The organism is Microbacterium sp. DT81.1, assembly GCF_049844955.1.
Lineage (GTDB): Bacteria > Actinomycetota > Actinomycetes > Actinomycetales > Microbacteriaceae > Microbacterium.
Map to the genome: position 1 here is coordinate 56,437 of NZ_JBNCMA010000005.1, position 23,921 is coordinate 80,357.

Annotated in this window: 24 protein-coding genes and 1 riboswitch; of the genes, 10 read left to right on the forward strand and 14 right to left on the reverse strand. The window is 70.3% G+C overall.

Annotated elements, in window-relative coordinates:
* Positions 1–112 precede the first annotated feature (112 nt).
* The gene (locus ACLQ2Q_RS14165) at positions 113–1,639 is read right to left on the reverse strand and encodes an MmgE/PrpD family protein (protein WP_425821119.1); all 1,527 of its coding nucleotides are present in this window, start codon (positions 1,637–1,639) and stop codon (positions 113–115) included.
* A complete protein-coding gene (locus tag ACLQ2Q_RS14170) occupies positions 1,636–2,337 on the reverse strand; it encodes a GntR family transcriptional regulator (RefSeq protein ID WP_425821120.1) in 702 nt (233 codons plus the stop codon). Before ACLQ2Q_RS14170 ends, ACLQ2Q_RS14165 begins: the two co-directional genes overlap by 4 nt.
* Positions 2,338–2,527: 190 nt before the next feature.
* Between ACLQ2Q_RS14170 and ACLQ2Q_RS14175 the strand changes: the two genes are divergently transcribed.
* The 4 genes from ACLQ2Q_RS14175 (at position 2,528) to ACLQ2Q_RS14190 (ending at position 6,514) form a co-directional block, all read left to right on the forward strand.
* On the forward strand, positions 2,528–3,442 hold the full coding sequence (locus ACLQ2Q_RS14175; RefSeq protein WP_425821121.1) for an ATP-binding cassette domain-containing protein: 915 nt from the start codon (positions 2,528–2,530) through the stop codon (positions 3,440–3,442).
* Positions 3,439–5,100: an ABC transporter permease gene (locus ACLQ2Q_RS14180; RefSeq protein ID WP_425821122.1), complete on the forward strand. Its 1,662-nt coding sequence runs from the start codon at positions 3,439–3,441 to the stop codon at positions 5,098–5,100. Before ACLQ2Q_RS14175 ends, ACLQ2Q_RS14180 begins: the two co-directional genes overlap by 4 nt.
* A 4-nt stretch (positions 5,101–5,104) precedes the next feature.
* Complete coding sequence (locus tag ACLQ2Q_RS14185) at positions 5,105–5,560, forward strand: GbsR/MarR family transcriptional regulator (protein WP_425821123.1); 456 nt, start codon at positions 5,105–5,107, stop codon at positions 5,558–5,560.
* Between the two features lie 75 nt (positions 5,561–5,635).
* Complete coding sequence (locus tag ACLQ2Q_RS14190; protein WP_425821124.1) at positions 5,636–6,514, forward strand: hypothetical protein; 879 nt, start codon at positions 5,636–5,638, stop codon at positions 6,512–6,514.
* Positions 6,515–6,541: 27 nt separating this feature from the next.
* On the opposite strand, the gene ACLQ2Q_RS14195 is transcribed toward ACLQ2Q_RS14190, so the two are convergent.
* The gene (locus tag ACLQ2Q_RS14195; protein ID WP_425821125.1) at positions 6,542–7,207 is read right to left on the reverse strand and encodes a methyltransferase domain-containing protein; all 666 of its coding nucleotides are present in this window, start codon (positions 7,205–7,207) and stop codon (positions 6,542–6,544) included.
* A 122-nt stretch (positions 7,208–7,329) separates the two neighbouring features.
* On the reverse strand, positions 7,330–8,355 hold the full coding sequence (locus tag ACLQ2Q_RS14200; protein WP_425821126.1) for an alpha/beta fold hydrolase: 1,026 nt from the start codon (positions 8,353–8,355) through the stop codon (positions 7,330–7,332).
* 62 nt (positions 8,356–8,417) lie between these two features.
* Here ACLQ2Q_RS14200 and rox point away from each other — a divergent pair, with 62 nt between their 5' ends.
* Entirely contained in the window at positions 8,418–9,845 is a 1,428-nt protein-coding gene (gene rox, locus ACLQ2Q_RS14205) for a rifampin monooxygenase (protein ID WP_425821127.1), read from the forward strand.
* A gap of 68 nt (positions 9,846–9,913) precedes the next feature.
* Here rox and ACLQ2Q_RS14210 read toward each other — a convergent pair whose 3' ends face one another.
* The 3 genes from ACLQ2Q_RS14210 to ACLQ2Q_RS14220 all read right to left on the reverse strand — a co-directional run bounded on the left by ACLQ2Q_RS14210 (position 9,914) and on the right by ACLQ2Q_RS14220 (position 13,566).
* A complete protein-coding gene (locus tag ACLQ2Q_RS14210; protein ID WP_425821128.1) occupies positions 9,914–10,396 on the reverse strand; it encodes an NUDIX domain-containing protein in 483 nt (160 codons plus the stop codon).
* Between the two features lie 120 nt (positions 10,397–10,516).
* Positions 10,517–11,530, reverse strand: coding sequence for an aldo/keto reductase family protein (locus ACLQ2Q_RS14215; RefSeq protein WP_425821129.1), 1,014 nt, complete (start codon positions 11,528–11,530; stop codon positions 10,517–10,519).
* Between the two features lie 68 nt (positions 11,531–11,598).
* Positions 11,599–13,566: an ABC1 kinase family protein gene (locus ACLQ2Q_RS14220; protein ID WP_425821130.1), complete on the reverse strand. Its 1,968-nt coding sequence runs from the start codon at positions 13,564–13,566 to the stop codon at positions 11,599–11,601.
* Positions 13,567–13,673: 107 nt separating this feature from the next.
* On the opposite strand from ACLQ2Q_RS14220, the gene ACLQ2Q_RS14225 reads away from it, so the two are divergent.
* Both ACLQ2Q_RS14225 and ACLQ2Q_RS14230 read left to right on the forward strand, forming a co-directional pair.
* Positions 13,674–14,141, forward strand: coding sequence for a GNAT family N-acetyltransferase (locus ACLQ2Q_RS14225; protein ID WP_425821131.1), 468 nt, complete (start codon positions 13,674–13,676; stop codon positions 14,139–14,141).
* 76 nt (positions 14,142–14,217) lie between these two features.
* On the forward strand, positions 14,218–14,856 hold the full coding sequence (locus tag ACLQ2Q_RS14230) for a LysE family translocator (protein WP_425821132.1): 639 nt from the start codon (positions 14,218–14,220) through the stop codon (positions 14,854–14,856).
* 19 nt (positions 14,857–14,875) lie between these two features.
* On the opposite strand, the gene ACLQ2Q_RS14235 is transcribed toward ACLQ2Q_RS14230, so the two are convergent.
* The 4 genes from ACLQ2Q_RS14235 to ACLQ2Q_RS14250 form a co-directional block, all read right to left on the reverse strand.
* Complete coding sequence (locus tag ACLQ2Q_RS14235) at positions 14,876–15,712, reverse strand: SDR family oxidoreductase (protein ID WP_425821133.1); 837 nt, start codon at positions 15,710–15,712, stop codon at positions 14,876–14,878.
* Positions 15,709–16,494 (reverse strand): enoyl-CoA hydratase/isomerase family protein, encoded by a 786-nt coding sequence (locus ACLQ2Q_RS14240; protein WP_425821134.1) that lies wholly within the window; start codon positions 16,492–16,494, stop codon positions 15,709–15,711. The genes ACLQ2Q_RS14235 and ACLQ2Q_RS14240 overlap by 4 nt, the downstream gene beginning before the upstream one ends.
* Before the next feature lie 33 nt (positions 16,495–16,527).
* A complete protein-coding gene (locus ACLQ2Q_RS14245; RefSeq protein WP_425821135.1) occupies positions 16,528–17,301 on the reverse strand; it encodes an SDR family NAD(P)-dependent oxidoreductase in 774 nt (257 codons plus the stop codon).
* Positions 17,302–17,369: 68 nt separating this feature from the next.
* A complete protein-coding gene (locus ACLQ2Q_RS14250) occupies positions 17,370–17,903 on the reverse strand; it encodes a YbhB/YbcL family Raf kinase inhibitor-like protein (protein ID WP_425821136.1) in 534 nt (177 codons plus the stop codon).
* A gap of 30 nt (positions 17,904–17,933) precedes the next feature.
* Between ACLQ2Q_RS14250 and ACLQ2Q_RS14255 the strand changes: the two genes are divergently transcribed.
* The 3 genes from ACLQ2Q_RS14255 (at position 17,934) to ACLQ2Q_RS14265 (ending at position 20,800) form a co-directional block, all read left to right on the forward strand.
* A complete protein-coding gene (locus tag ACLQ2Q_RS14255; RefSeq protein WP_425821137.1) occupies positions 17,934–18,656 on the forward strand; it encodes a phosphotransferase in 723 nt (240 codons plus the stop codon).
* A 287-nt stretch (positions 18,657–18,943) separates the two neighbouring features.
* Complete coding sequence (locus tag ACLQ2Q_RS14260) at positions 18,944–20,284, forward strand: glutamate decarboxylase (protein ID WP_425821581.1); 1,341 nt, start codon at positions 18,944–18,946, stop codon at positions 20,282–20,284.
* 12 nt (positions 20,285–20,296) lie between these two features.
* Positions 20,297–20,800 (forward strand): SRPBCC domain-containing protein, encoded by a 504-nt coding sequence (locus tag ACLQ2Q_RS14265; RefSeq protein WP_425821138.1) that lies wholly within the window; start codon positions 20,297–20,299, stop codon positions 20,798–20,800.
* Positions 20,801–20,939: 139 nt separating this feature from the next.
* Here the strand turns inward: ACLQ2Q_RS14265 and ACLQ2Q_RS14270 are convergent, their stop codons facing one another.
* The 3 genes from ACLQ2Q_RS14270 to ACLQ2Q_RS14280 all read right to left on the reverse strand — a co-directional run bounded on the left by ACLQ2Q_RS14270 (position 20,940) and on the right by ACLQ2Q_RS14280 (position 23,814).
* Entirely contained in the window at positions 20,940–21,722 is a 783-nt protein-coding gene (locus ACLQ2Q_RS14270; protein WP_425821139.1) for an energy-coupling factor transporter transmembrane component T family protein, read from the reverse strand.
* The gene (locus ACLQ2Q_RS14275) at positions 21,719–23,167 is read right to left on the reverse strand and encodes an ABC transporter ATP-binding protein (protein WP_425821140.1); all 1,449 of its coding nucleotides are present in this window, start codon (positions 23,165–23,167) and stop codon (positions 21,719–21,721) included. The genes ACLQ2Q_RS14270 and ACLQ2Q_RS14275 overlap by 4 nt, the downstream gene beginning before the upstream one ends.
* 8 nt (positions 23,168–23,175) lie before the next feature.
* Entirely contained in the window at positions 23,176–23,814 is a 639-nt protein-coding gene (locus ACLQ2Q_RS14280) for an ECF transporter S component (RefSeq protein ID WP_425821141.1), read from the reverse strand.
* A riboswitch (TPP riboswitch) is annotated at positions 23,806–23,916 on the reverse strand. It overlaps the preceding gene by 9 nt.
* Positions 23,917–23,921 lie beyond the last annotated feature (5 nt).

Here is a 23,921-nt window from a genome sequence, read left to right on the forward strand (position 1 = left end):
CTCCCCAGCGCAGGGCGTGCCGCGCTCAGGCTGGACGGGGCGGAAGTCGACGCGGCGGGGGTTTCGAGGGCCCGCAGGGTCCGCTCAGCCTGAATCCGGTACGCGGCGCGCATCAGAACAGCCCCTTCGGGGCCGGCGCGCCCGCCAGCACGCCCATCTTCGCGACGATCGTCAGCTGCGCGACCTCGGCGGGCGTCAGCTCGGGCAGGCGCTGCACCAGCTCGAGGAAGCGCTCGATCTCGTGCGGGGCGAGCACCGGCTCGGCCAGCAGACGGAACTTGCGGATGTAGTCCTCGCGGGCGAAGGGCCGCGCGCCGAGCGGGTGTGCGTCCGCCACCGCGATCTCATCGACCAGCTCGGTGCCGTCGGTGAAGCGGATCACGACGCGGCCGCCGAACGCCTTCTCGGCCGGGTCGGTGGAGTGGTAGCGGCGCGTCCACTCCGCGTCCTCCGCGGTCGTGACCTTGTGCCACAGCGCCACGGTGTCTTCTCGGCCTGCGCGCTCCGGGGTGTAGGAGTCGACGTGGTGCCACGCGCCGTCCTGCAGCGCCACCGTGAAGATGTACGGGATCGAGTGGTCGAGCGTTTCGCGGGATGCCGTGGCGTCGTACTTCTGCGGGTCGCCGGACCCGGAGCCGATCACGTAGTGGGTGTGGTGGCTCGTGTGCAGCACGATCGACTCGACCTTGGCGGGGTCGCCGGCGTCCGGCCGCTCGGTGTGCAGCTTGCGGGCCAGATCGATCCAGGCCTGCGCCTGGTACTCGGCCGAGTGCTCCTTCGTGTAGGAGTCGAGGATCGCCCGCTTGGGCTCCCCGCCGGCGGGCAGCGGCACCTCGTACGCGGCGTCCGGACCGTCCAGCATCCACGCGATCACGCCGTCCTCGCCCTCGTAGATCGGGCTCGGCGAGGTCTCGCCGCGCATCGCGCGGTCGACCGCTTCGACGGCCATCTTGCCGGCGAAGGCGGGGGCGTGCGCCTTCCACGTGGAGATCTCGCCCTTGCGGCTCTGCCGCGTCGCGGTCGTGGTGTGCAGCGCCTGCCCGACCGCCTGATAGATCGTCTCGGTGTCGAGCCCGAGCATCGTTCCGATGCCCGCGGCCGCCGACGGGCCGAGGTGGGCGACGTGGTCGATCTTGTGCTCGTGCAGGCAGATCGCCTTGACGAGGTCGATCTGGATCTCGTAGCCGGTCGCGACGCCACGCACCAGGGCCGCGCCGTCGGATCCGATGTGCTGGGCGACGGCGAGGATCGGGGGGATGTTGTCGCCGGGGTGCGAGTAGTCCGCCGCCAGGAACGTGTCGTGGTAGTCGAGCTCACGCACGGCGACGCCATTGGCCCATGCCGCCCACTCCGGGCTCGACCGCCGCTCGACGGCGCAGCCGAAGATCGTCGCGCCGGAGCCGCCGATCGACACGGCGTGATCGAGCGCCTGCTGGCGGGCGGCGCTCACGGGCGCGCGGGTGAGGGATGCCGCGGCGACGGCCGCGTTGTCGATGAACCGGTTGATGATCATGTCGACCACCTCCGGTTCGACATCCACGGGGTCGGTCGCGATCTCGGCGATGCGCCAGGCGAGCTGTCCCTCGCGGGCGAGCTGCTCGTCGCTGCGGTGGACGCGGAGGTGGTGCGTGATGGTCATGTATGGCCTTTCTGGGGGTGCAGGGCCTTCGGGACGCGACGGGACGTTGCGGCCCCCGAGTCTGTCGGGGGCTCCGGAAGGGAGTCGAGGATGTTCGTGAGCGCGTTGTGCAGGTGCACGTGCGTGGCGTGGGCCGCCAGCTCGGCGTCTTGATCGGCGATCGCGGCGGCGATCAGCCGATGCTCGGCGACCGATTGAGCGAGGCGGGCCGGGCGGTCCCGCGCGAGTCGGCGCACCCGCACGAGGTGGGTGCGGACCGTGCGGAGCGCGCCGGTCAGGTAGTCGTTGCGCACGGCCTCGTCGAGCGCGGCGTCGAAGCGGGCGATGAGCGCGTAGTACGCATCGAGTTCGCCATCAGCGCCCAGCTCCGCGTGCGAGAACTCGGCGGCGAGCGCGTCGAAGACCTCGGCGTCGCCCCGCTCTGCGGCGAGGCGAGCGGCCGTCTCCTCCAGGGCGCGGCGCACTTCGAACAGCTCGCGGATGTCGGCGGCGTCGACCCCGGTGACGACCGTGACGCGCGGCGACTGCTGCTCGACGAGCCCGTCCGCCGCAAGGCGACCCAGCGCCTCCCGCAGCGGAGTCCGGCTGACCCCCAGGCGTCCGGCCTGCTCGACCTCGCCGAGCACCGCTCCAGCCGGTAGGAGTCCGTTCTGGATCTCCTCGAGGAGCGTCGCGTATGCACGATCGCTGGCGCGCATGCCGACCTCCTCACCCATCCAGCATCCATCGGCCGAGTTCGCGTCGATCGATCTCGCCACATTGTATACAAACAACCGCGTCGCGCGCTACAAAGACCAGGAGTGCCAGCCCTTCGTATACACAGCGCGCGACCCCTCGCGAGAATGCATTGTCTTCACAAATTTGTGAAACGCGCGTATTCTCGGCGACATGACCACAGTGATCCGCACGGCCGGGCTCGTCAAGCGCTACGGCCGGGTCCGCGCTCTCGACGGCCTCGACCTCGAGGTCGACCAAGGACAGGTGCATGGCTTCCTCGGCCCGAACGGCGCCGGCAAGTCGACCACCATCCGCATCCTGCTCGGGCTCGCGCGCGCATCCGCGGGCGAGGCATCCGTCTTCGGCGGCCACCCGTGGACCGACGCCGTAGCCCTGCATCGCCGCATCGCCTCCGTCCCGGGCGACGTGAGCGTCTGGCCGAACATCTCGGGCGGCGAGGCGATCGACCTGCTCTCCCGGCTGCGCGGCGCCTCCCGCCACGACCCGGTCTACCGCGACGAGAAGGCGCGGCTCATGGAGGCGTTCCAGTTCGACCCGCGCAAGAAGGGGCGCGCGTACTCCAAGGGCAACCGGCAGAAGGTGGCGCTCATCGCCGCCTTCGCGGTGCCGGCCGACCTCTACATCTTCGACGAGCCGACAAGCGGCCTCGACCCCCTGATGGAGGTGATGTTCCGCAGCGAGATCGCCCGCATCCGCGCGGCCGGTTCCACCGTGCTGCTCTCCAGTCACATCCTCTCCGAGGTCGAGCAGCTCTGCGACCGGGTGTCGATCATCCGCGCCGGCAGGATCGTCGAGTCGGGCACCCTGCCCGAGCTGCGCCACCTCACGCGCACGGAAGTGTCGTTCGAAGGGACGGATGCCGCGGTCGTCGCCGGCATCGCGGCCGCCCACGATGTCACCACCGCCGACGGGCGTGTTCGGTTCACGGTGGACAGCGATGCCGTGCCGTCCGTCCTTCCCGACCTGGCGAGCCGCAGCGTGGCGGGCCTGCGCATCCAGCCGCCTTCGCTGGAGGAGCTCTTCCTCCGGCACTACGGCGACGACCTCGCAGAGCTGTCGAGATGAACGCGCTCCCAGAGCGGGGCTCCGCCCCACACTCCCGGCTCGCTGACGCGCTCCGCGCCCTCTCGAGTCAGCGCATCCGCCGCGACTGGCGCCAGCTCACGATGTGGATCCTCGGCACCGCGCTCCTCGCCTACGCGTCCTTCGCGGGCGTCGCCGAGACCTATGGCACGGAGCAGGAGCGGGCATCGATCCTCGCGGCCGCCCTGGCGAACCCGGTCATCCTGCTGTTCCGTGGCCTTCCGTCCGGCTCCGGTGATGGCGAGTTCATCGCCTTCCTCATCGTTCCGTGGCTGGCGATGCTGGCCGCTCTGATGAGCTCGTTCCTCGCGGTGCGGCACACGCGGGGCGACGAGGAAGCCGGCCGCGCCGAGATCGTCTCCGCGACCCCCGCTGCCCGGATGCTGCCCACGATCGCCACCCTGCTGCACGGCATCGGTGCGAACGTCCTGCTGGGCGGGCTCACGGCCCTGGCCTTCGTCGCCGTCGGCCTCGACGCCGGCGGCTCGACGGTGATGGGGCTCGCGGTCGCGTCCGTGGGGTTCTTCTTCCTCGGCTTCGGGCTGGTCGCCGCGCAGCTCATGCGCACGTCGCGGGGCGCCAACTCACTCGCCATGGCGGTGCTGCTCGGCACGTTCCTCCTCGCCGGCATCGGCAACGCCCTCGGTACGCCGAGCGATGATCTGAAGAGCATGACCAGTTCGTGGGTGGCCTGGCTCTCACCCTTCGCCTGGGCCGAGAACACCCGCCCGTATTCGGACGACGCGATCGGTCCGGTGATACTCACGCTCCTCGTCGCCATCGTGCTCGTGGTCGCCGCTCTCGCCCTCCAGAGGGCGCGGGACGTCGGTGGGGCGTTCGTTCCGGAGCGCAACGGCAGAGCGGATGCCACGGCGACCCTGTCGTCGCCGAGCGCTCTGGTCTGGCGCCTCACCTACCCGGCGGTGATCGCGTGGGGCGTCGGGGCCGCCATCGTGGGGCTGCTCGCGACGTCGCTCGGCAGCGTCATCGACCAATTGGGTGCGCAGAATCCGGCGGTCGCGAATGTGCTCGAGCAGATCGCCGGCGACACCGGGTCACTCCAGGAGGGGGTGCTCGTGACCTTCTTCACGATGGTCGGCATCTTCGCTGCGTGCTGCGCCGTGCAGACGGTGGTGCGGGCACGGCAGGAGGAGACGCACGGGACGGCCGAACTGCTGCTGTCCACGCCTCTCTCTCGAGTGCGGTGGCTCGCGTCGTTTCTGTCGGTGGGGCTCGCGGCCGTGATCCTGATAGCGGCGATCGCCGTCGGAGGCGCTGCCCTCGGCATGGGGAGCGACTCGAGCGATCTGCTCGACGACGCCGTGGTCGCCGGCGTCGGCCAGGCTCTGGCGGCGACCGTGTTCCTTGGTCTGACCGGCCTGATCTTCGTGGTGGCGCCTCGTGCGACCATCGGCGTCGGCTGGTCGTCGGTCGCACTGGCGACCGTGCTGGGCCTGTTCGGACCGCTGTTCGGCATGCCCGACTGGGCCGTGCACCTCTCCCCCTTCGCCGCGACGCCGATGCTCAGCGGCGGCGAGGTCGACGCCCGAGGCGGGTGGTGGCTGCTGTTCGCGGCGGGTCTCGGGGTGGCGGCATCCCTCGCCCTCATGCGGCGGCGCGAACTGGTGACCGGTGGGTGAGGGGATGGAGCACCGGGGGGTGGACACGGCCGAGCAGGCGGCGGGGATGCTGGCAGGCGCCGGGATGCCCCGGATGCCGGCGAGGGTGATGATGGCGCTCGTCGGGTCTCCCGACTCCGGATACTCCGCGGCCGAACTGGCGGATCGCCTGGGAGTGTCGGCCGCGGCAGTGTCGGGCGCCGTGCGGTACCTGCAGTCGCTGCGGATGATCCAGCGCCTCTCGCGACCTGGCGATCGGATCGCACGCTACGACCTCATGGACGACGGATGGCATTCGATCGTCATGGCCAACGCCCCGATGTACGCGAAGCTGGCGGAGGCAATGGAGGCGATCGCGGCCGACAACGGTGACGCGCCACTCTCGGTCGCGCGCGCGCTGCGTGTGGCGGACTTCATGCGCTTCCTCGCTGAGCGGATGCCGCAGCTCGTCGTCGAGTGGGAGCGATCACACAGCGACTGAGGATGCCGGCACCCGGCATCAGGGCCTCGATACCCGCGAACGGGGTTAGCCTGAATCCGTGAAGCGGGGGTCCCGGTGGAGGGTCGGTCGGATGAGTGGGCGGAGCTCGCGGCACTGCGCCGCCGGGCCTACTCGGCCGACGCCGACATCGCGAAGGACCCTGTCGCGCTCGCCCGCCTGACGGAGCTCGAAGACCGCACCCTGCAGCACCGCGCGGCCGCCGCGGGCCTGCGTGAACCCGACACTGCAGCTTCGCGGGCCGACGCGGCGGATGTGCCTCCGACGGCGGCTCATCCGCAGCCGGTGGCCGGGCCACCGGGAACGATCGCCGCATCGTTGCGCGCCGACGCCGACGCCGACCCGCTGCCCGCGGTCGCCGACCCGATCCACACGGTCGCCGGGCCGATGCACACGGCCGCCGCGCCGCGCCGGCGCCCCGGATGGCACGCCGCGCTCGTGGCCGGCACCGCGGCGGTCGCCGTCGCGCTCGGAGCCGCGGCGTGGTGGGATCGCTCCGTCCCTGTGGCGGACCCCGATCCGAGGAGCGCGGTGGTCGAAGCGGTCCTTCCCGGCGGCGACCGGCCCCGGTCGTCCGAGGAGGGCTACGAGGCCTTCCTCAACAGGCTGCGCGACGACGTGCTCTCCACCGCCAGTCCTCAGGTGCTCGCAAGCCGCATCATCCACAGCGAACTGCGCCCCTACGGGGGGATGAACGGGCGATCGGTGTGGGCCGGGCCGACGATCGACGGGGCGGTGTGTCTCATCGTCAGCAACGAGGAGACGCCCGTGATCGCGTGCGGGTACCCCGAGACCATCGAGGCGCACGGCATATCGATCGTGCTGCCCTCCGGATATTCCGACACGTCGGTGGAGGCGGTGTACCCGCCGGGACAGTCCATCCGGTACACCCTCGGCCCCGGTCTGTCCGTCACCACACAGCCCGCCGTGGACTGACCGCCAACGATGCCGCCCCGCGCACGGCTAGGCCTGCGCGACGCCGGCGATGTGGGTGTTGAAGGGCAGGAACGGCGTGTGGAGACGGTACCGCTCCACCGTGACGCTCGCGAAGCCGGCCGCTCGAATCGACTGCTCCAGGTCGCGCTCGCACGAGCAGCCCTCGAACGCCCAGGCCCATGGACGGCGGAGGATGCGCTGGGCAGCGCGCGTCGGCGTGCCGGCGGGCGCGACCACGTGCTCGAGGAATCGGAAGGTGCCTCCGGGTCGCAGGATGCGCCGGATCTCCGCGAGCACCGCCGCGGGATCCTGCACCGAGCACAGCACGAGCGACGAGATCACGCTGTCGACGCTCTCATCGGGAAGACCCGTCTGCTCGGCCATGCGCTCGCGCAGGTCGAGCCGCACGCCACGGCGGTGCGCCGCATCCCGGAGCGGGTCGTGCATGTATCGGTTCGGTTCGATCGATACGAGCGTGCTGCCGACGGGCAGGTAGCGGAGGTTCGCGCCGACGCCCGACCCGATCTCGACCACCTCGGGAGGGAGATCGGCGAACAAGCGCTGCTTGCGGCTGCGCAGATTCGCCTCCATGTAGGGGTCCATCACGCTGAAGAACGCGGCGTTCAGCCGCCCGCGAAAGGCGTGCTGCTCGAATTCCGTCTCGGACGGGGCGACTGCGGTGGTCTCGGTCATGGCTGCTCCAGCGGGTCTCGGTTGCGGACGACACCAGTCTGCGGAAGTCCGTGCCCCCTTTCAGGCGTGGAAATACCTCACTTCGGCCCCGACTTCAGGCCCTCGCGTGAGCGCTCCCCACTTCAGCGGCCCAGCTCGTCGTGTCGGGACACGTACCAGGCGGCGATCTGCGCTCGGGTTCTGAAACCCAGGCGAACGCGGATCCGTTCGACGTGGCCCTCGGCGGACCGTTCGTCGATGCCCAGTCGCGTGGCGATCTCGCGGTTCGTGCAGCCCTCGCTGACCAATCCGGCGACCTGAGCCTGCCGGGGAGTCAGGGTGCGCGGTGCGCGCGGCCGCGCGTGCAGGCCGAGGAAGCGGCGGATCGGCGCCACCACCGCGTGCGCATCTCCGGCGTACGGCAGATGGGAACGCCCGGGAAGCACAACCAGCTGGGCGCCCGGGATCCCCTCGGCCAGTGCCGCGGCCTGCTCGACGGGCGCTGCGCGGTCCTGGGCGCGATGCACCACGAGCGTCGGAGCGCGGACCTGCGCGAGGAGGTCGCGGACGTCCAATTCGTAGCTCAGCGCCAGCAGCGCCCGTGCGGTCGACGCGGACGAGCTCGCCCGCTGATACCGGCCGAACTCCCGGCGCGCGCTGGGATCGGCATCCGGGGCGAAGATGTCGGTGAGCACGTCGGCTCCGAGACCCCAGTGCGACTCGACCAGCCCCAGGACGTGCTCTCGCGCGCTGGGGGGCGAGACATCAGCGCCGACCGCCCACCCGACGTACAGCACGAGACGCCGGGTGGTCTCCGGGTGCGCGGCGGCCCAGGCCACCGCGACCAACGAGCCCATGGAGGTGCCCATGAGGTCGAAGGGCTCCGGGCCCAGCGCCGCAGCGACTGCGGCGAGCTGTTCCAGTTCGAACGCCAGAGACGGTCGCCGGGTCGATGACCCCGACAGCCCGCAGCCGACCCGGTCGTACCGCACGAGTCGGCATCCGTCGGCCAGGCTCTCGTAGAACGCGCGCTCCTCCGGGTGCTCCCAGCTCAGCTGCAGATGGCTGAGCCAGCCGTCGACGTACAGCAGCGGACGTCCGGCACCGACCGACGCATACGCGACCTCCGTACCATCGGCCATCCGCAGCCGGCCCACGCGCTGTTGCACGCGTCCATTATGATTCTCGCGCGCGACACCGGGACGGAGAAGGCGCAAGGCGGGAGAACCGGATGCCCGAAGTGATCATCAGCGGGGGCGGCCCGACCGGGATGATGCTCGCGAGCGAGCTGCGGCTGCACGGCGTCGATGTGCTGGTGCTGGAGCGTGAGGCCGAGCCGAGCCGGATGGTCCGCTCGCTGGGCCTGCATCCACGGAGCATCGAGATCCTGGATCAGCGGGGCCTGCTGGAGCGCTTCTTGGAGCACGGGCAGCAGTACCCCGGCGCCACGCGCTTCGCCGCGATCGACGAACCATGGCCGCCCGACCTCGACACCGCGCACGGCTACGTCCTCGGCATCCCGCAGCCGGTCACCGACCGTCTGCTGGCAGAGCGCGCCGCCGAGATCGGGGCGGAGATCGAACGTGGGCACGAAGTGGTGGGCGTCGAGCAGGACGAGGACGGAGTGACGGTCGAGCTGGCTGACGGAACGCGTCGCCGCTCCCGGTGGATGGTCGGCTGCGACGGCGGTCGCAGCCTCGTGCGCAGGGTGACGGGTGTCGGGTTTCCCGGCGAGCCCGCGCAGACGGAATGGCTGCTGGCCGAGCTGGAGGTCACCGCACCGCCGGAGGAGCTGGCGGCGCTGGTGGCGGAGGTGCGCAAGACGCACAGAGGATTCGGGATCGGACCCACGGGGAACGGGCTGCACCGCGCGGTGGTCCCCGCCGCGACGGTGGCCGAGGACCGCACCACGCCGCCGACCCTCGAGGAGTTCCGGACGCAGCTTCGGGCCTTCGCCGGAACCGACTTCGGCGCCCACTCCCCGCGTTGGCTCTCCCGCTTCACCGACGCCACCCGCCTGGCCGAGCGCTATCGCACCGGACGGGTGCTCCTCGCCGGCGATGCCGCGCACGTACATCCGCCGCTCGGCGGCCAGGGTCTCAACCTCGGCATCCAGGACGCGTTCAACCTCGGCTGGAAGCTCGCGGCCGCGGTGAACGGCTGGGCGCCACAAGGGCTGCTGGACACCTACGACGCGGAGCGCCGTCCCGTCGCCGCCGACGTGCTGAACACCACGCGCGCCCAGGCCGTGCTCATCTCGGCCGAACCGGGTCCGCAGGCGGTGCTCCGACTGCTCACCGAACTGATGGCCTTCGAGAACGTCAACCGGTTCGTGATCGAGAAGGTGACCGGAATCGGGGTGCGATACGACCTGGGGAACGGGAACGACCTGATCGGGCGGCGGCTGCGCGACATCCGGCTGTCGACCGGTCGGCTGTACGAGCTGACGCGCGAGGGCCGCGGCCTGCTCCTCGACCAGACGGGCGGGCTGTCCGTCGCCGGGTGGGAGGACCGGGTCGACCGCGTCGCCGACCGCAGCGCCGAGCTGCCGGCGCCCGCCGTGCTGCTGCGACCGGACGGCCACGTGGCGTGGGCCGGCGAGAACCAGAGCGATCTGCTGCGCACTCTGCCCCGGTGGTTCGGCCCCGCGACGACCTGATCCGCGCCCCTCGCACGCGGGCCGAAGAGCGAACAGCGCGCGATGGACGGGCCGGGATGCCGCGCGCTTCAGGACTTCGCGCCGAGCTCTTCCAGGTGCCGTGCGAGCGCGTCGAGCGCCGGGCGCTGTCCCTTCACCAGCCGCGGCCGGGCCTCGTCCACCGGCATCCACTCCGCCCGGTCGACCTCGGGGAAGGTCTGCATCCGGCCGGACCGTGGCGGCCACTCCAGCTCGAAGGTGCCGTACTCGAGGTCCGAGGCCTCGAACGTCGCACCGTCGCCGACGAACACGACGATCTTCTTGCCCGACGAGTACGGGAACGTGCCGAGTTCCGCGTAGGCGACGTCGGGCGAGTCGACGCCGAGCTCCTCGAGGAACTCGCGCCGCGCGGCATCCATCGCCCCTTCGGCGTCTTCGTCGAATTCACCCTTGGGAATCGACCATGCGCTCTCGTCCTTCGCCACCCAGTACGGGCCGCCCATGTGCGCGATCAGCACCTCGGGCGCCGGTGTGAGCCGGTAGAGGAGGATGCCGGCGCTGATCTTCGCCATCGTCGGATCCTCCCTACCGGCTGACCGGTCAATCGACTCGCGTCTGAGCTGTTGAGCGACTCGCGTCTTCGCTGTTAAGCGACTCGCGTCTGGGCTGTTAAGCGACTCGCGTCTTCGCTGTTAGGCGACTCGCGTCTTCGGCGAGACGCGGTACGTGTCTTCGGCGTCGTCCTGAACGACCCCGGAGAGCGCCTGGTCGATCGCGGTCATCACCTCGGCGTCGAGCACGACGCCCGAGGCCTTCACCGAGTCCGCCAGCTGCTCGGGCCGCGACGCGCCCACGAGCGCGGCGGCGACGTTCTTGTTCTGCAGCACCCATGCGATCGCGAGCTGGGGCATCGTGAGCCCCGCCTGCTCGGCGATCGGCTTCAGGTTCTGGACCGCGGTCAGCACGTCCTCGTCGAGGAAGCTCTTGATGAAGTGCGCACCGCTCTTCTCGTCGGTGGCGCGGCTGCCCTCAGGCACCGGCTGGCCGGGGAGGTACTTGCCCGACAGCACACCCTGGGCCATCGGCGACCACACGATCTGCGAGATGCCGAGCTCTTCCGAGGCGGGCACGACTTTGCCCTCGATGACCCGCCAGAGCATGGAGTACTGCGGCTGGTTCGAGATGAGCTGGATGCCGAGGTCCTTCGCCAGGGCGGAACCCTCACGCAGCTGCTCGGCGGTCCATTCCGAGACGCCGATGTACAGCGCCTTGCCCTGTCGGACGACATCCGCGAACGCCTGGAAGGTCTCTTCGATCGGGGTTTCGTAGTCGTAGCGGTGGGCCTGGTAGAGATCGACGTAGTCGGTGCCGAGGCGCTTCAGGGAGCCGTTGATCGAGTCCATGATGTGCTTACGGCTGAGACCGGTGTCGTTCGGACCCTTGGGTCCGGTCGGGAAGTAGACCTTCGTGAAGATCTCGAGCGACTCGCGGCGCTCGTCCTTCAGCGCCTCACCGAGCACGGACTCCGCCGCGGTGTTGGCGTAGACATCCGCCGTGTCGAAGGTCGTGATACCCAGTTCGAGAGCCGCGCGCACCGTGTCGATGGCCTTGTCGTTCTCGACCTGGGAGCCGTGCGTCACCCAGTTTCCGTATGTGATCTCAGAGATCTTGAAGCCGCTGTTTCCGAGGTAGCGATAGTTCACCATGACTCCAACGCTACCGGGCTGCACTCGGTCGCAGACGCTCGAGCAGCCCGAGGCCGGGGCCTGCGTCGTCACCCGTCGGCGCTGCGCCGCCGGAAGGCTCCACTGAGGCTTCGCAGCAGGAGGAGCATGCCGCCGAGGCCGAGCACGCTGCCCAGGAAGGAGAACGCCCGCACGTCGTCTGTGAGAGCGGGCCCGACGTCGGAGACGGCGAGGAAGAACCCGGTGGCCACGAGCGCGATGCCGACGAGGGTTGCCGTGACCTCTCCGACGATGGAGTCGACCCACCGACGGTCATCCACGCTCTCCAGCGCTCGTATGCGCACCGAGAAGGTGCCGTCCTGCAGTGCTGACGTAATCCCCTCGATGCGGCGCGGGAGCCGCCGCAATTGTTCGGCGACGATCGCCGACTGGGCCTGCAGGTCCAGCGCGACTCTTCGCGGAGAGGAGAGCTGAAACGCGATCTGAGGAGCCCGCGCCAACCCGCGGCCCACCATGTCGTAGCCGGGCACGAGCCTGCGCAACGTGCCTTCCAGCGAGGTCAGCGTGCGGAAGACGAGGAGCAGCGACGGCGGCATCGCCAGCCGATACTTGCGAAGCACCTCGATCAGCGCACTGAAGACGTTCTCTCCCCCTGGCGCGTGCGTCACCCGGGTGAGGATCGCGCCGATGTCGTGCTGGAGGGCGGTCTGTTCCACGCTTCCGCCCGACATCGGCGCACAGAGCAGCAGCACGATGTCCGTGGCCGACACGTCGTCCTCGTTCGCGATCGCCACCAGCAGCGGCGCGAGGAGCCTGCGCACGCTCCGCTCGAGCACGCCGACCGCGCCGAAGTCGATCAGTGTGACCGTCCGGTCGCCTGCGAGGACCACGTTGCCTGCGTGCAGGTCCGCGTGGAAGACGCCGCGCACCGCGATCTGCTCGAACACCGAGTCGACGACGAGATCGACGACCGCGTGGGCGGCCTCCGGCTCGAGGGTTTTCGGCGTCAGCCGGCTGAACGGGATGCCATCCGCCCGCTCGAGCACCAGCATCCGGGCGGTGGAGAGGTCGTGGTACACCTTCGGGATATTCAGCGCCGCGGACCGCGACTGGGCGATCGCCTCCCGGAGCATCTCGGTGTTGGTGGCCTCCACGCGGTAATCCAGTTCGTCGCGCAGGGCACGCGCGAATTCTCCCGCGAGCGCGCGCGCCCCGAGGTCGCGCGCCCACTCCGTTCGGCGCTCGGCGTCCGCCGCGAGCCGCTCGAGGATGTCCAGGTCGGTCGTCACCTGCGCTCGTGCACGCGGACGCTGGATCTTGATGACGACCCGCGCGCCATCCAGCAGCTTCGCGGTGTGCACCTGCGCTACGGATGCCGCCGCGAGGGGGACCTCATCGACCGAGAGGAACACCTCGTCCAAGGGACGCTTCAGCTCTGCGCGGATGGCCGCCTCGGCCTCCGCCCAGGGGATCGGTGTCGAGTCCATCTGCAGCGTCGAAAGGGCCCTGATGAACTCGGGCGGCAGCACGTCCTCGCGAGAGGAGAGCACCTGGCCGAGCTTCACGAAGGTCACTCCGGCCTCGTTCAATGCGGAGACGAGCGCCTCCGGAAGCTCCTCGCTGTAGCCTCGCGCGCGGTTCTGGTACAGACCCAGCCCATGCCGGGAGGCGATCACGACGATCTGCGCGTAGCGCCTCGCCCGGTCGCGCCGCTTGATCGCCTGGCGGATCACGACGACCGGATTGCGCAGCGGTCGGGTGGGGATCAGGAACTCGCTGATGACGATGACGACCACCACGACGGCGAACACCCATCCCACGATCAACGCGACGAACGTCACGACGACCGGCCAGCCGACCAGGAACTCGCCGTCCGCATAGACGTGCGTCTGCTCCAGCATGTAGATCACCAGGGGGGTGCTCAGCAGGAAGACGGCCACCGAGATGATCACCGACCGCACCCACCCGACCTGGGTGTCCAGCAGGCGTCGCGACACCCAGGTGGCAACGGCGGCGAATGCGAGCGCGACCAGCGTGAAGACGAGCCAGGTGGGCATGCCTCAGATTCTGTCAGCCATCGGGAGCGCGTGCGCGGCGATCTCCGAGTCTTGCCATGCCGCCGACGCTGCCGGGGCGTCGGTACCCCCCGGCGTACGGTGGAGGAGTGAACGAGGATGCCCTCTCCATCCGCCCCATCGAACCGCGCGACGCGGGCGAGGTGCTCACCCTGCAGCGGGCGGCCTTCGTCTCGGAGGCACTGATCTATCGCAGCGTCGACATGCCGCCACTGACGCAGACGCGTGAAGAACTCGAGGCCGAACTCGTGTCGAATCTCGGCTGCGTCGCCTTTCTGGGGCCACGGATGGTCGGCGCGGTACGAGCCCAGCGGGACGGCAACCTGCTGCTGATCGGACGGCTGGCCATCGCGCCCGACATGCAGGGGCGCGGGATCGGCTCGAAGCTGCTGGCGGCGGTGGAGGAGCGTTCGGATGCCGCGGAGGCGGAGCTGTTCACGGGCTCCCTCAGCGAGGCCAACCTGCGGCTGTACCAGCGGCACGGGTACGTCGAGACGGAGCGCGTGACCGAGGACGACGGCATCGAGCAGGTGTTCCTCCGCAAACGGCTGCGCTGAAGGCGGTGCGACCGGCGAAGACCGCGGGGCGGGCGAAGACCGCGGGGCCCGAGTGCGGCAGGACTAGGGTGAGCGCGTGGTTCCTCTCGACAACCTGCTCGGCTTCCTCGTGGCCGCGATCATCCTGATCGTCATTCCCGGACCGAGCGTACTGTTCACGATCGGCCGGACGCTGGCGCTCGGGCGAGTGGGCGGCCTGCTCAGCGTGCTCGGCAACGCGCTCGGGGTCATCCCCATCGTCGTCGCGGTGTCCCTGGGCGTTGGCGCGATCGTCGCGCAGTCCGTTCTGCTCTTCACCATCCTCAAGTTCGCGGGCGCCGCCTACCTCGTCTACCTGGGCATCCAGGCCATCCGTCACCGCAACGAGGCGGCGCGACGCGTCGAGGCGGGAACACTACCCCGCTCACGGCGCCGCCAGCTCGCGGAGGGGTTCGTCGTCGGAATCACCAATCCCAAGACGATCGCCTTCTTCGTGGCGGTCCTTCCCCAGTTCGTCGATCTGAACAGCGGCGCGGTCCCGCTGCAGCTCTTCGAGCTCGGGATGATCTTCGTGGCGCTGGCCCTCGTCTGCGACTCGGTGTGGGCGCTTGCGGCGAGCGCTGCCCGCGATTGGTTCGGGCGATCGCCGAAGCGCCTCGCGGCCATGTCGGCCACGGGTGGCCGGCTGATGATCGGGCTCGGCGGCGTGCTCGCGCTCTCGGGCACCAAGCACTGATCCGCGTTCCGGCGGCTTCCTACAGGAAGATGTCGGGGAACATCCGCTCCTCCGGCGTGCCGGGAACGGCGGCGTAGCCGGAGAGGTCGGTGATGCCGGCATCCGCCAGCACGTCCTCGACGATGAGCGTCTGTCCGGTGTATGCCCGCGCGGGCATGACCAGCACCTCGTAGGCCGCATCGGCGTAGATCTCGGGGGTACGGCTCGCCGCCATGACCCTGTCGCCGCCGAGCAGATTCTGCACGGCAGCCGTGGCGATGGTCGTACGCGGCCACAGCGTATTCGCTGCGATCCCGTCGTCGGCGAACTCGGCGGCGAGCCCGAGCGTGACCATCGTCATCCCGTACTTCGCCAGGGTGTAGCCGGTGTGGGCACCGAGCCACTTGGGGTCGAGGTTCAGCGGCGGCGACAGCGACAGGATGTGCGGGTTCTCGCTCTCGCGCAGGATCGGGATCGCCGCGCGCGAGAGCAGGAACGTTCCTCGGACGTTCACGTCCTGCATGAGGTCGTACTTCTTCGCCGGCAGGTCGAGCGAGCGCGACAGGTCGATGACGCTGGCGTTGTTGATCACGATGTCGATGCCGCCGAACTCGCCCTGCGTCTTCAGCACGGCCTCGGTGATGTCGTCGTCGTTGCGCACGTCGCCCACGATCGGCAGCGCCTGTGCGCCGGCCGCCCGGATCTGCTCCGCCGCGGAGTGCACCGTGCCCTCGAGCTTCGGGTGCGGGGTGTCCGTCTTGGCGAGCAGGGCGACGTTGGCGCCGTCGGCGGCCGCGCGCAGCGCGATGGCGAGGCCGATGCCGCGGCTTCCGCCGGACATCAGGATGGTCTTGCCGGCGAGGGGCTGATCGGTCATGCGGTTCTCCGGTCCTGCTTCTGGGCGGATGCCGCGGCGAAGGCCGCGACGCGCGCCTGGGCGTCGGGGGTGTCGAGCGAGGCGCCGATGGAACGCGCCTCCTCGGCGAGCTGGTCGACGAAAGACCTGGCGGACGAGTCGCGCACGAGGCGCTTCGCCTGGCCGTACGCCTGGGCGGCACCGGCCAGCCAGAACCGCGCGACCTCCTCCGCCCGCGACCGCACCTCGTCGGGGGCCACGACCTCGGCGACGAGACCCCACTCGAGCGCCTCCTGTGCGCTCAGCATCCGGTCCCGCAGCACGAGCTGCAGCGCGCGCCGCTCACCGACGGCCTTCGCAAGCTGCGCCGACACCGAGAGGTCGGGGGTCAGCCCGATGTTCGCGTACAGGCTGCCGATGCGCGAGTTCTCGCCGATCACGGCGTAGTCGCCGGTGAGCAGGATGCCGAGGCCGCCGCCGGCCGTGGTGCCCTGTGCGGCGACCGCGACGGGCAACGACGATTCCGCGAGGGCGCGGATGCCGGAGTTGATCACTCCGGCGAGCTCGGTGATGTCGGTGCCCGTGGCACCGGCCGCCATCGACATCACGTCGCCGCCTGCGCAGAAGTTGCGGCCCTCCGCCTCGAGGAGGATGGCGCGCACGTCGGCGCGGGTCGTCGCCTCGACAGTGATCTCGGCCCACGCATGGGCCATCCGATCGTCGAAGGCGTTCATGCGATCGGGCCGGTTGAGGGTGATGCGGCCGAGGCCGCCTTCGACCGTGAAGAGGATGCGCTCACTCATGGGGTGCCTTTCTGATGCGTCCGCCGCGCGGGATCATTTCGGTGCCATGCGGATCGCACCGTCGAGCCGGATGGTCTCGCCGTTCAGGTAGCCGTTCTCCACGATGTGCAGAACGAGCGCGGCATATTCATCCGGACGCCCGAGGCGCGAGGGGTGCGGAACCTGCGCGCCGAGGGAATCCTGCGCAGCCTGTGGGAGGCCCTTGAGCATCGGCGTCTCCATGATTCCGGGGGCGATGGTGCACACCCGGATGCCGTACCTCGCGAGCTCCCGCGCAACCGGCAGGGTCATGGCGTGCACGCCGCCCTTGCTCGCCGAGTACGCGGGCTGGCCGATCTGGCCGTCGAACGCGGCGACGCTGGCGGTGTTGACGATCACGCCGCGCTCTCCGCTCTCTCCGTCCACCGTTCCCGGCTCGGTCCTCGCCATCACGGCGGATGCCTGCGAGAGCACGTTGTACGTGCCGATCAGGTTGATGCGGATGATGCGCTCGAAGTCGTCGAGCGAACCGGGGTTTCCGTCACGATCGAGCACCTTGGCCGGCGGCGCGATGCCGGCGCAATTCACCACGACGCGCAGCGGCCCGGCAGAGGCGGCGCCCGCCACGGCCTCCCGCACCTGGTCGACGCTCGTGACGTCGGCGGCGAGAAAGGCGCCCCCGAACTGCGCGGCGACCTCGGCGCCCGGCGAGGACGGCAGATCGAGGATGGTGACGGCGGCACCAGCGGCCGCAAGGCGGCGCGCCGTCGCCAGTCCCAGCCCGCTGGCGCCGCCCGTGACGAGGGCGCTCGAGCCTTCGATGTTCATGCGTTCTCCTTCGAACGGGGATCCAGTGCCAGCCTACGCGGAACCCAGTGCCACGTTGACGCGCTGGATCACGACCGCTCGTATGTGCCGACCGGAACGACGCGTGCGCGCGCGAGCGAGTGGTAGTGCAGATGGAACGCGAGGACGGTCGGCGTGCAGCGATCCGGCAGGTCGAGTTCCGGCACGTCCACGGCGTGCACGAGAAACAGGTACCGATGGACGCCGGTCCCCTCCGGCGGGCCTGCGCCCTCGAACTGCGTCTGCCGGTATTCGTTGGGCAGGGTGATCGCACCCTCGGGCAGCAGCCGCCCGTCCGCCGAGCCGGCGTCGCCCGGCAGGCTCGTGACGGATGCCGGGATGTTGTAGACCGCCCAGTGCCAGAAGCCCGTTCCCGTCGGGGCGTCGGGATCGAAGCAGGTGACCGCGAAGCTCTTCGTCGCGGGCGGGAACCCGCTCCACTCCAGCGCGGGCGACCGGGACTCGCCGCCCCAGTCCGGCGCGTACATGCTGCGGGGAATCGGCGCCTCGTCAGTGATCTCGGCGCTGGTCACCTCGAACGAGGGCAGGGGGTTCAGCAAGGCGTACGGGTCGTAGTCGAGCATGGCCCCCACGCTACGCGCGAGGATGGAGGGGTGTCGATCCCCGCCGAAGCCGTCGCCGCCCCGGCGGTCGTGCAGACGCTCGCCGGCCGCGACGGCCTCGCGCCGGTGTGGCGCAACGACTATGGCGGCCTGACGTTCCGCGCGGGCTCGCGCTACATCAAATGGTGCCCGCACAACCTCGAGACATCGCTCGCCGACGAGGCGACGCGGCTTGCGTGGGCGGCCCCGTACACACCGGTGCCCCGGATGATCGAGTACGGCGCCGACGCCGATGCCGAGTGGCTGGTGACCGAGGCGCTGCCCGGCGAGAGCGCGGTGGCGCCGCGCTGGCTCGCGGATCCCGCGACCGCCGTGCGCGCGATCGGCGAAGGGCTTCGCGCGTTGCATGAAGCACTTCCGGTGGGGGAATGCCCCTTCGTGTGGGATGTGCCGAGCCGGATCGCGAACGCCGCGGCACGCGGCATCCAGCTGCCGGCCCGCTTCGCCGACGCGCCCGCCATCGAACGCGCCGTCGTCTGCCACGCCGACGCGTGCTCGCCCAACACCCTGATCGGCGACGACGGGCGGTGGACCGCCCATGTGGATCTGGGGCAGCTGGGAGTCGCCGACCGGTGGGCCGATATCGCCGTCGCCTCGATGAGCACCGAATGGAACTACGGTCCCGGCTGGCACGACGCGCTCATCGCGGCATACGGCGTGGAGCCCGACCGGCAGCGTCTGGCCTTCTACCGCGACCTCTGGAACGCCACCTGATCCGCATCACGCGGATCGCGTGATGCGTGCCCGGTGGCGGCGGGCGTAGGCAGGATCCCGGAGCGAAGTGTTTCCTTGCACCGATATCCCCGCAGGGCCCACACTGAGCAACAGGCCGCTCGCCGTGCGATGAGAATCCCAGGCCGCACGGCTTCGAATGCGCTGATTCACGCCACCAGGCAGGAGCCGTAGCAATGACCGTTTCTCCCCCCACGTCCGAGCCCATCAAGCCCAGCGAGTCGACACACGCCTTCACCGGCCTCGGCGACACCAACCAGCTCAATCCGATGTTCGCGCGGGCGGGTGAGGCAACGGACTTTCCGCTGGACCGGATGCCGGACGGCGAATCCTTGCCGGAGACGGCCTATCAGATCGTGCACGACGAGGCGATGCTCGACGGCAATGCGCGCCTGAACCTCGCCACGTTCGTGGGCACCTGGATGGACCCGTACGCGACCAAGCTGTATTCCGAGACGGCCGACAAGAACATGGTCGACAAGGACGAGTATCCGCAGACCGCGGCCATCGAGACCCGCTGCTGGACGATGCTGGCGAGCCTGTGGAACGCGCCTTCGTCGGAGAAGGCGATCGGCACGTCGACGATCGGCTCGTCCGAGGCCTGCATGCTCGGCGGACTCGCGCTCAAGCGCCGTTGGCAGCTCGCCCGCAGGGCGGCCGGCGAATCGACCGAGAAGCCGAACCTCATCCTCTCCAGCGCGGTGCAGGTCTGCTGGGAGAAGTTCTGCAACTACTTCGATGTCGAGGCGCGCTACGTGCCGATCTCCGACGAGCACAGGGTGCTCGACGGGTTCGAGCTCGACAAGTACGTCGACGAGAACACCATCGGCGTCGTCGGGATCATGGGTGTCACGTACACCGGCATGTACGAGCCGATCGCGCAGATCGCGGCGGCACTGGACAAGATCCAGGCCGATACCGGTCTCGACGTCAAGATCCATGTCGACGGAGCCTCCGGCGGGATGATCGCGCCGTTCCTGCAACCCGAACTCGAGTGGGACTTCCGTGTCGAGCGCGTCGTCTCGATCAGCACGTCGGCCCATAAGTACGGGCTGGTCTACCCCGGACTCGGCTGGGTCGTATGGCGCACCACCGGCGACCTGCCGGAGGAACTCGTCTTCGACGTCACCTACCTGGGCGGCCACATGCCCTCGTTCGCCCTGAACTTCTCGCGCCCCGGCGCGCAAGTGCTGCTGCAGTACTACCTGTTCCTGCGCCTCGGCTGGGACGGGTACTACAAGGTGCAGAAGGCATCGCAGGATGTCGCACTCTACCTGTCGGGCGAGATCGCCAAAATGGATGCCTTCGACCTGTGGAACGACGGAAGCGACATTCCGGTGTTCGCCTGGCAGCTGACACCTGGTCACACCGACAAGTGGAACCTGTACCACCTCTCTGAGCGCCTGCGACTGAAGGGCTGGCTCATCCCGGCGTACCCGATGCCGGACAACCTCTCCGACCTCACGGTGCAGCGCATCGTCGTGCGGAACGGCCTGAGCCGCAACCTCGCCGAGTCGCTCGTGCTCGACATCAAAGAGGCGGTCGACTACCTCGACCGTCTCGAGTCCCCCATGCCGACCGAGGGCCTCGTGTCCTCCTTCACCCACTAGGAGCGGGCCCGCATGACGGCGCCGGCCATTCATGGAGCGGTGCGGCACATCGACGATGTGCCGCACCTCACGATCACGCGGCGACTGGCCGGGTCGGCGCAAGACGCGTGGCGAGACCTCACCGCGTCCGATCGCCTCGAAGGGTGGATCGGCCGGTGGGAGGGCGATCCGGCGTCCGGTCACGTCGACTTCTTCATGACCGCCGAGGGACAGGATGTCGAGGCCGAGCGGTACACGATCCTCGAGTGCGATCCGCCGCGGCGCTTCGCGGGCGACACGTCGTCGCCCGCGGGCGCCTGGCACCTGTGGTTCGAGCTCTCCGAGGCGGGCGACGAGACGATGCTGACCTTCGGGCAGCGGCTCGACCCCGGTGTCGACCTCGCGTCGGTGGGACCTGGCTGGGAGTACTACTTGGACCGCCTCGTCGCGATGCGTTCGGGACGAGACGTGGACGCGGTCGAGTGGGATGCGTACTACCCGGCGATGAGCGAGCAGTACGCGGCGTTGCGCGGCTGAGGGCCCGGATCGCAGCGTTCCCCGATAGCCGGTGGCGGTCCCGTTGTGACCACCGGTGCGCCCTTCGACGAGCCGCCCGGCGCCCTTCGTCTCGCTCGTTCAGGGACCGGAGAGCAAACGATGTGCCAGCGCCATCCGCTCAGGAGGGGCCGAGGATCAGATTCCACGTGCCCGCGAGCACCGCAGCCGCCACCGCCGTGAGGGAGATCGCCAGGCCGACGGCCATGAGCACCCACTCGCGCCATCCGAACGCCGACTCCCGAGCCCACGTCCGCGCGCCCGGGCCGCCGAATCCCCGAGCCTCCATCGCCGTCGCGAGCTTCGAGCCTCGGCGGATGGACAGCACGAACAGGGCGAACGTCATGCCGAGGAAGCGCCGCAGGCGCCCCGAGTCGCCCACGCCGCGCGCGCGGCGCGCCAGCGCCATCGCGGCCCAGTCGTCCCGCAGCAGCGACGTGAGACGCATCGCCGCGAGGGCGCCCAGCACGAAGCGGGCGGGCAGGCGCACGATCTGCGCCAGGCCGTCGGCGAGGTCGGTCGCATCCACGGTCGCGAAGAGCACAACGGCCGGCAAGGCGATCGCCAGCACGCGGAAGAAGGTGGCCAGCGCGAGCGACAGCGACCCTTCGCTGATCCGCACGAGCCACCACTGGGCGTACACCTCGCCGCTCGTGGCTCCGTAGAGCGCGATCGTGACCGCCGTGAGCGGAGCCGCCAGCCACACCGGCCACGTGCGCCGCCAGAATTCCCGCCAGGTCAGACCGCAGAACGCGAAGAGCACCGACTCCAGCCCGAGCGCGACGGCCGCCGACACCCAGTCGATGGTCAGCACGAGCGGGAGCGCGATCAGCAGCGCCGCGCCGAGTTTGGCCACGGCGTTCACCCCCGCGACCGGCCCGCGGCGCACCGTCGGCGCGTTCACAGCGCCCCTATCCGCACCTCGCGCGCCCGCAGCGCATCGAGCACGTCGAGGTCGTGGGTCACGGCGACGACGGCGGTCCCGGCATCCCGGAGGCCGGCGATGATCGCCACCAGTTCCGCCCACGTACGGGCATCCTGTCCGAAAGTCGGCTCGTCGAGCACGAGAACCGCCGGGCGGGTGGCGAGGGCCGCCGCCACCGTCAGTCGCCGCTTCTCGCCGCCCGAAAGCGTGTACGGGTTCGCCTCGGCGACACCGTCCAGCCGCAGGCGCTCGAGCAGATCGCCGACGCGCGCCGCCACCTCCCGGTCTCCGAGCCCGAGCGCACGCGGTCCGACCTCCAGTTCCGCGCGCACCGTCGTGGTGAGCAGCTGGTGCTCCGGGTCCTGCATGACCGTGCCGATGCGCGTGAGCAGCTCTCTGGAGGACCACCGGATCGGATCCCCCTTGATCCCACGAGAGAGATCGTCGGATGCCTGCACGCGCCCCCCGTGGGGCGGGAGCAGCCCCGCCAGCGTGAGTCCGAGCGTCGTCTTGCCCGCCCCGTTCGGGCCGGTGATCCCCAGCACTTCGCCGCCGCGCACATCGACGTCCACGCCGGCGGCGACGGGAGCGTCCCGCACCCTCGCGACCGCGAGGCCGCCGGCCCGCAGCAGGGTCCTGCCCGGGCCGGTTCCCGGCGCCGGAGGGTGGGCGGGCGGGATGCCGGGGACCCACACGCCGGACGCCGCGAGCTCCTGGCCGTGCGCACCGAGCACGGCGTCGACCGATCCGTCGGCGACCACTCCGCCCTCGCCCAGCACGAGCACGCGGTCGATGATCGGCAGCCAGGCGGCAAGGCGGTGCTCTACGACGACCAGCGTCGCCCCGGTGGCATCGAGCACCCGCGCGACGGCGTCGCGCACCTCGCGCACCCCGTCCGGGTCGAGGTTCGCCGTCGGCTCATCCAGCAGCAGCACCCCGGACTGCATCGCAAGGGCGCCGGCCAGCGCGAGCCGCTGCTTCTGCCCGCCGGACAGCGCCGATGTCGATCGGTCGAGCGCGACATCCAGCCCCACCGCCTCGAGGGCGTGCCGCACGCGGCGCCAGATCTCCTCGCGCGGCACCCCGAGGTTCTCCGCGCCGAACGCCACGTCGTCGCCCACGCGGGCGAGGATGGCCTGGCTGTCGGGGTCCTGCAGCACGAGGGCGGCGCGCCCGCGGGCGTCGGCCGCCGGCATCCCGTCGACGAGCAGCGCGCCGCGCGACTCGCCCTCGTCGTCACCGCCGAGCACGCCGGCGAGCCCGTGCAGCAGCGTCGACTTCCCCGATCCGGAGGCACCGAGCAGCAGGACGCGCTCTCCGGGGTCGACGTGGAAGGAGACATCCGACAGCGCCCATTTCAGCCGGGTCGCGTGCCGCCACGCCCACCCCTCCGCCGCGACGGCCGCCGGGCGGACCTTTCCCATCCGGGAGCTCAGACGCGCCGCGACACCTCGCGGCCCGACGCGAAGCGGGAAAGCGCCCCGGTGGCCGCGAGTGCGCGGGCGATGAGCCACGAGCCGAGCCCGGCGATCACCGCACCCGACACGGTGGTGCTGGCGATGTAGATGACGGTGAACGCGGTATCGGCGCCCGGGTACCAGAGGATGCGGTCGTTGATCCCACACGCGAGGCCCGCGCCCGCACCGGCCAGCATCGCGACGGGAAGGCGCCAGCTCGCGTAGAGGAACAGGAAGAAGACGAGCTCCGCGCCGAGCCCCTGCACGAGACCCGACACGATGGTCAGCGGCCCCCACTGGTTGCCGATCAGCGCGGAGATGACGGCGGCGACCAGCTCGGTGTACACAGCCGCGCCCGGCTTGCGGATGATCAGCCCGCCGAGGACGCCGGCGAACAGCCAGGGGCCCGCGAGAAGCCCCTGCAGACCGGGAAGGAGCGGGGTGAGGACCGTGGACGGCAGTTCGTAGCCGACATTCCACAGCAGGAAGATCAGGGATGACGCAACCCCGATCACGCTGGCAACGACGATGTCGACGACCCGCCAGCGCCAGACGACGGCGGCCAATCCTCGGGGCTTCACCGGGGACGGCGAACGGAACGTGGACGTGTGCATGAAGGCTCCTCCCTGCGCTGGCATGATCCAGATCAGGTTCGACGGTCGAAGCGTGGTTCGCTTCCTCTCAGCCCGGCTCACCGGACTCCCGTGTGTTCGCGTCGAGT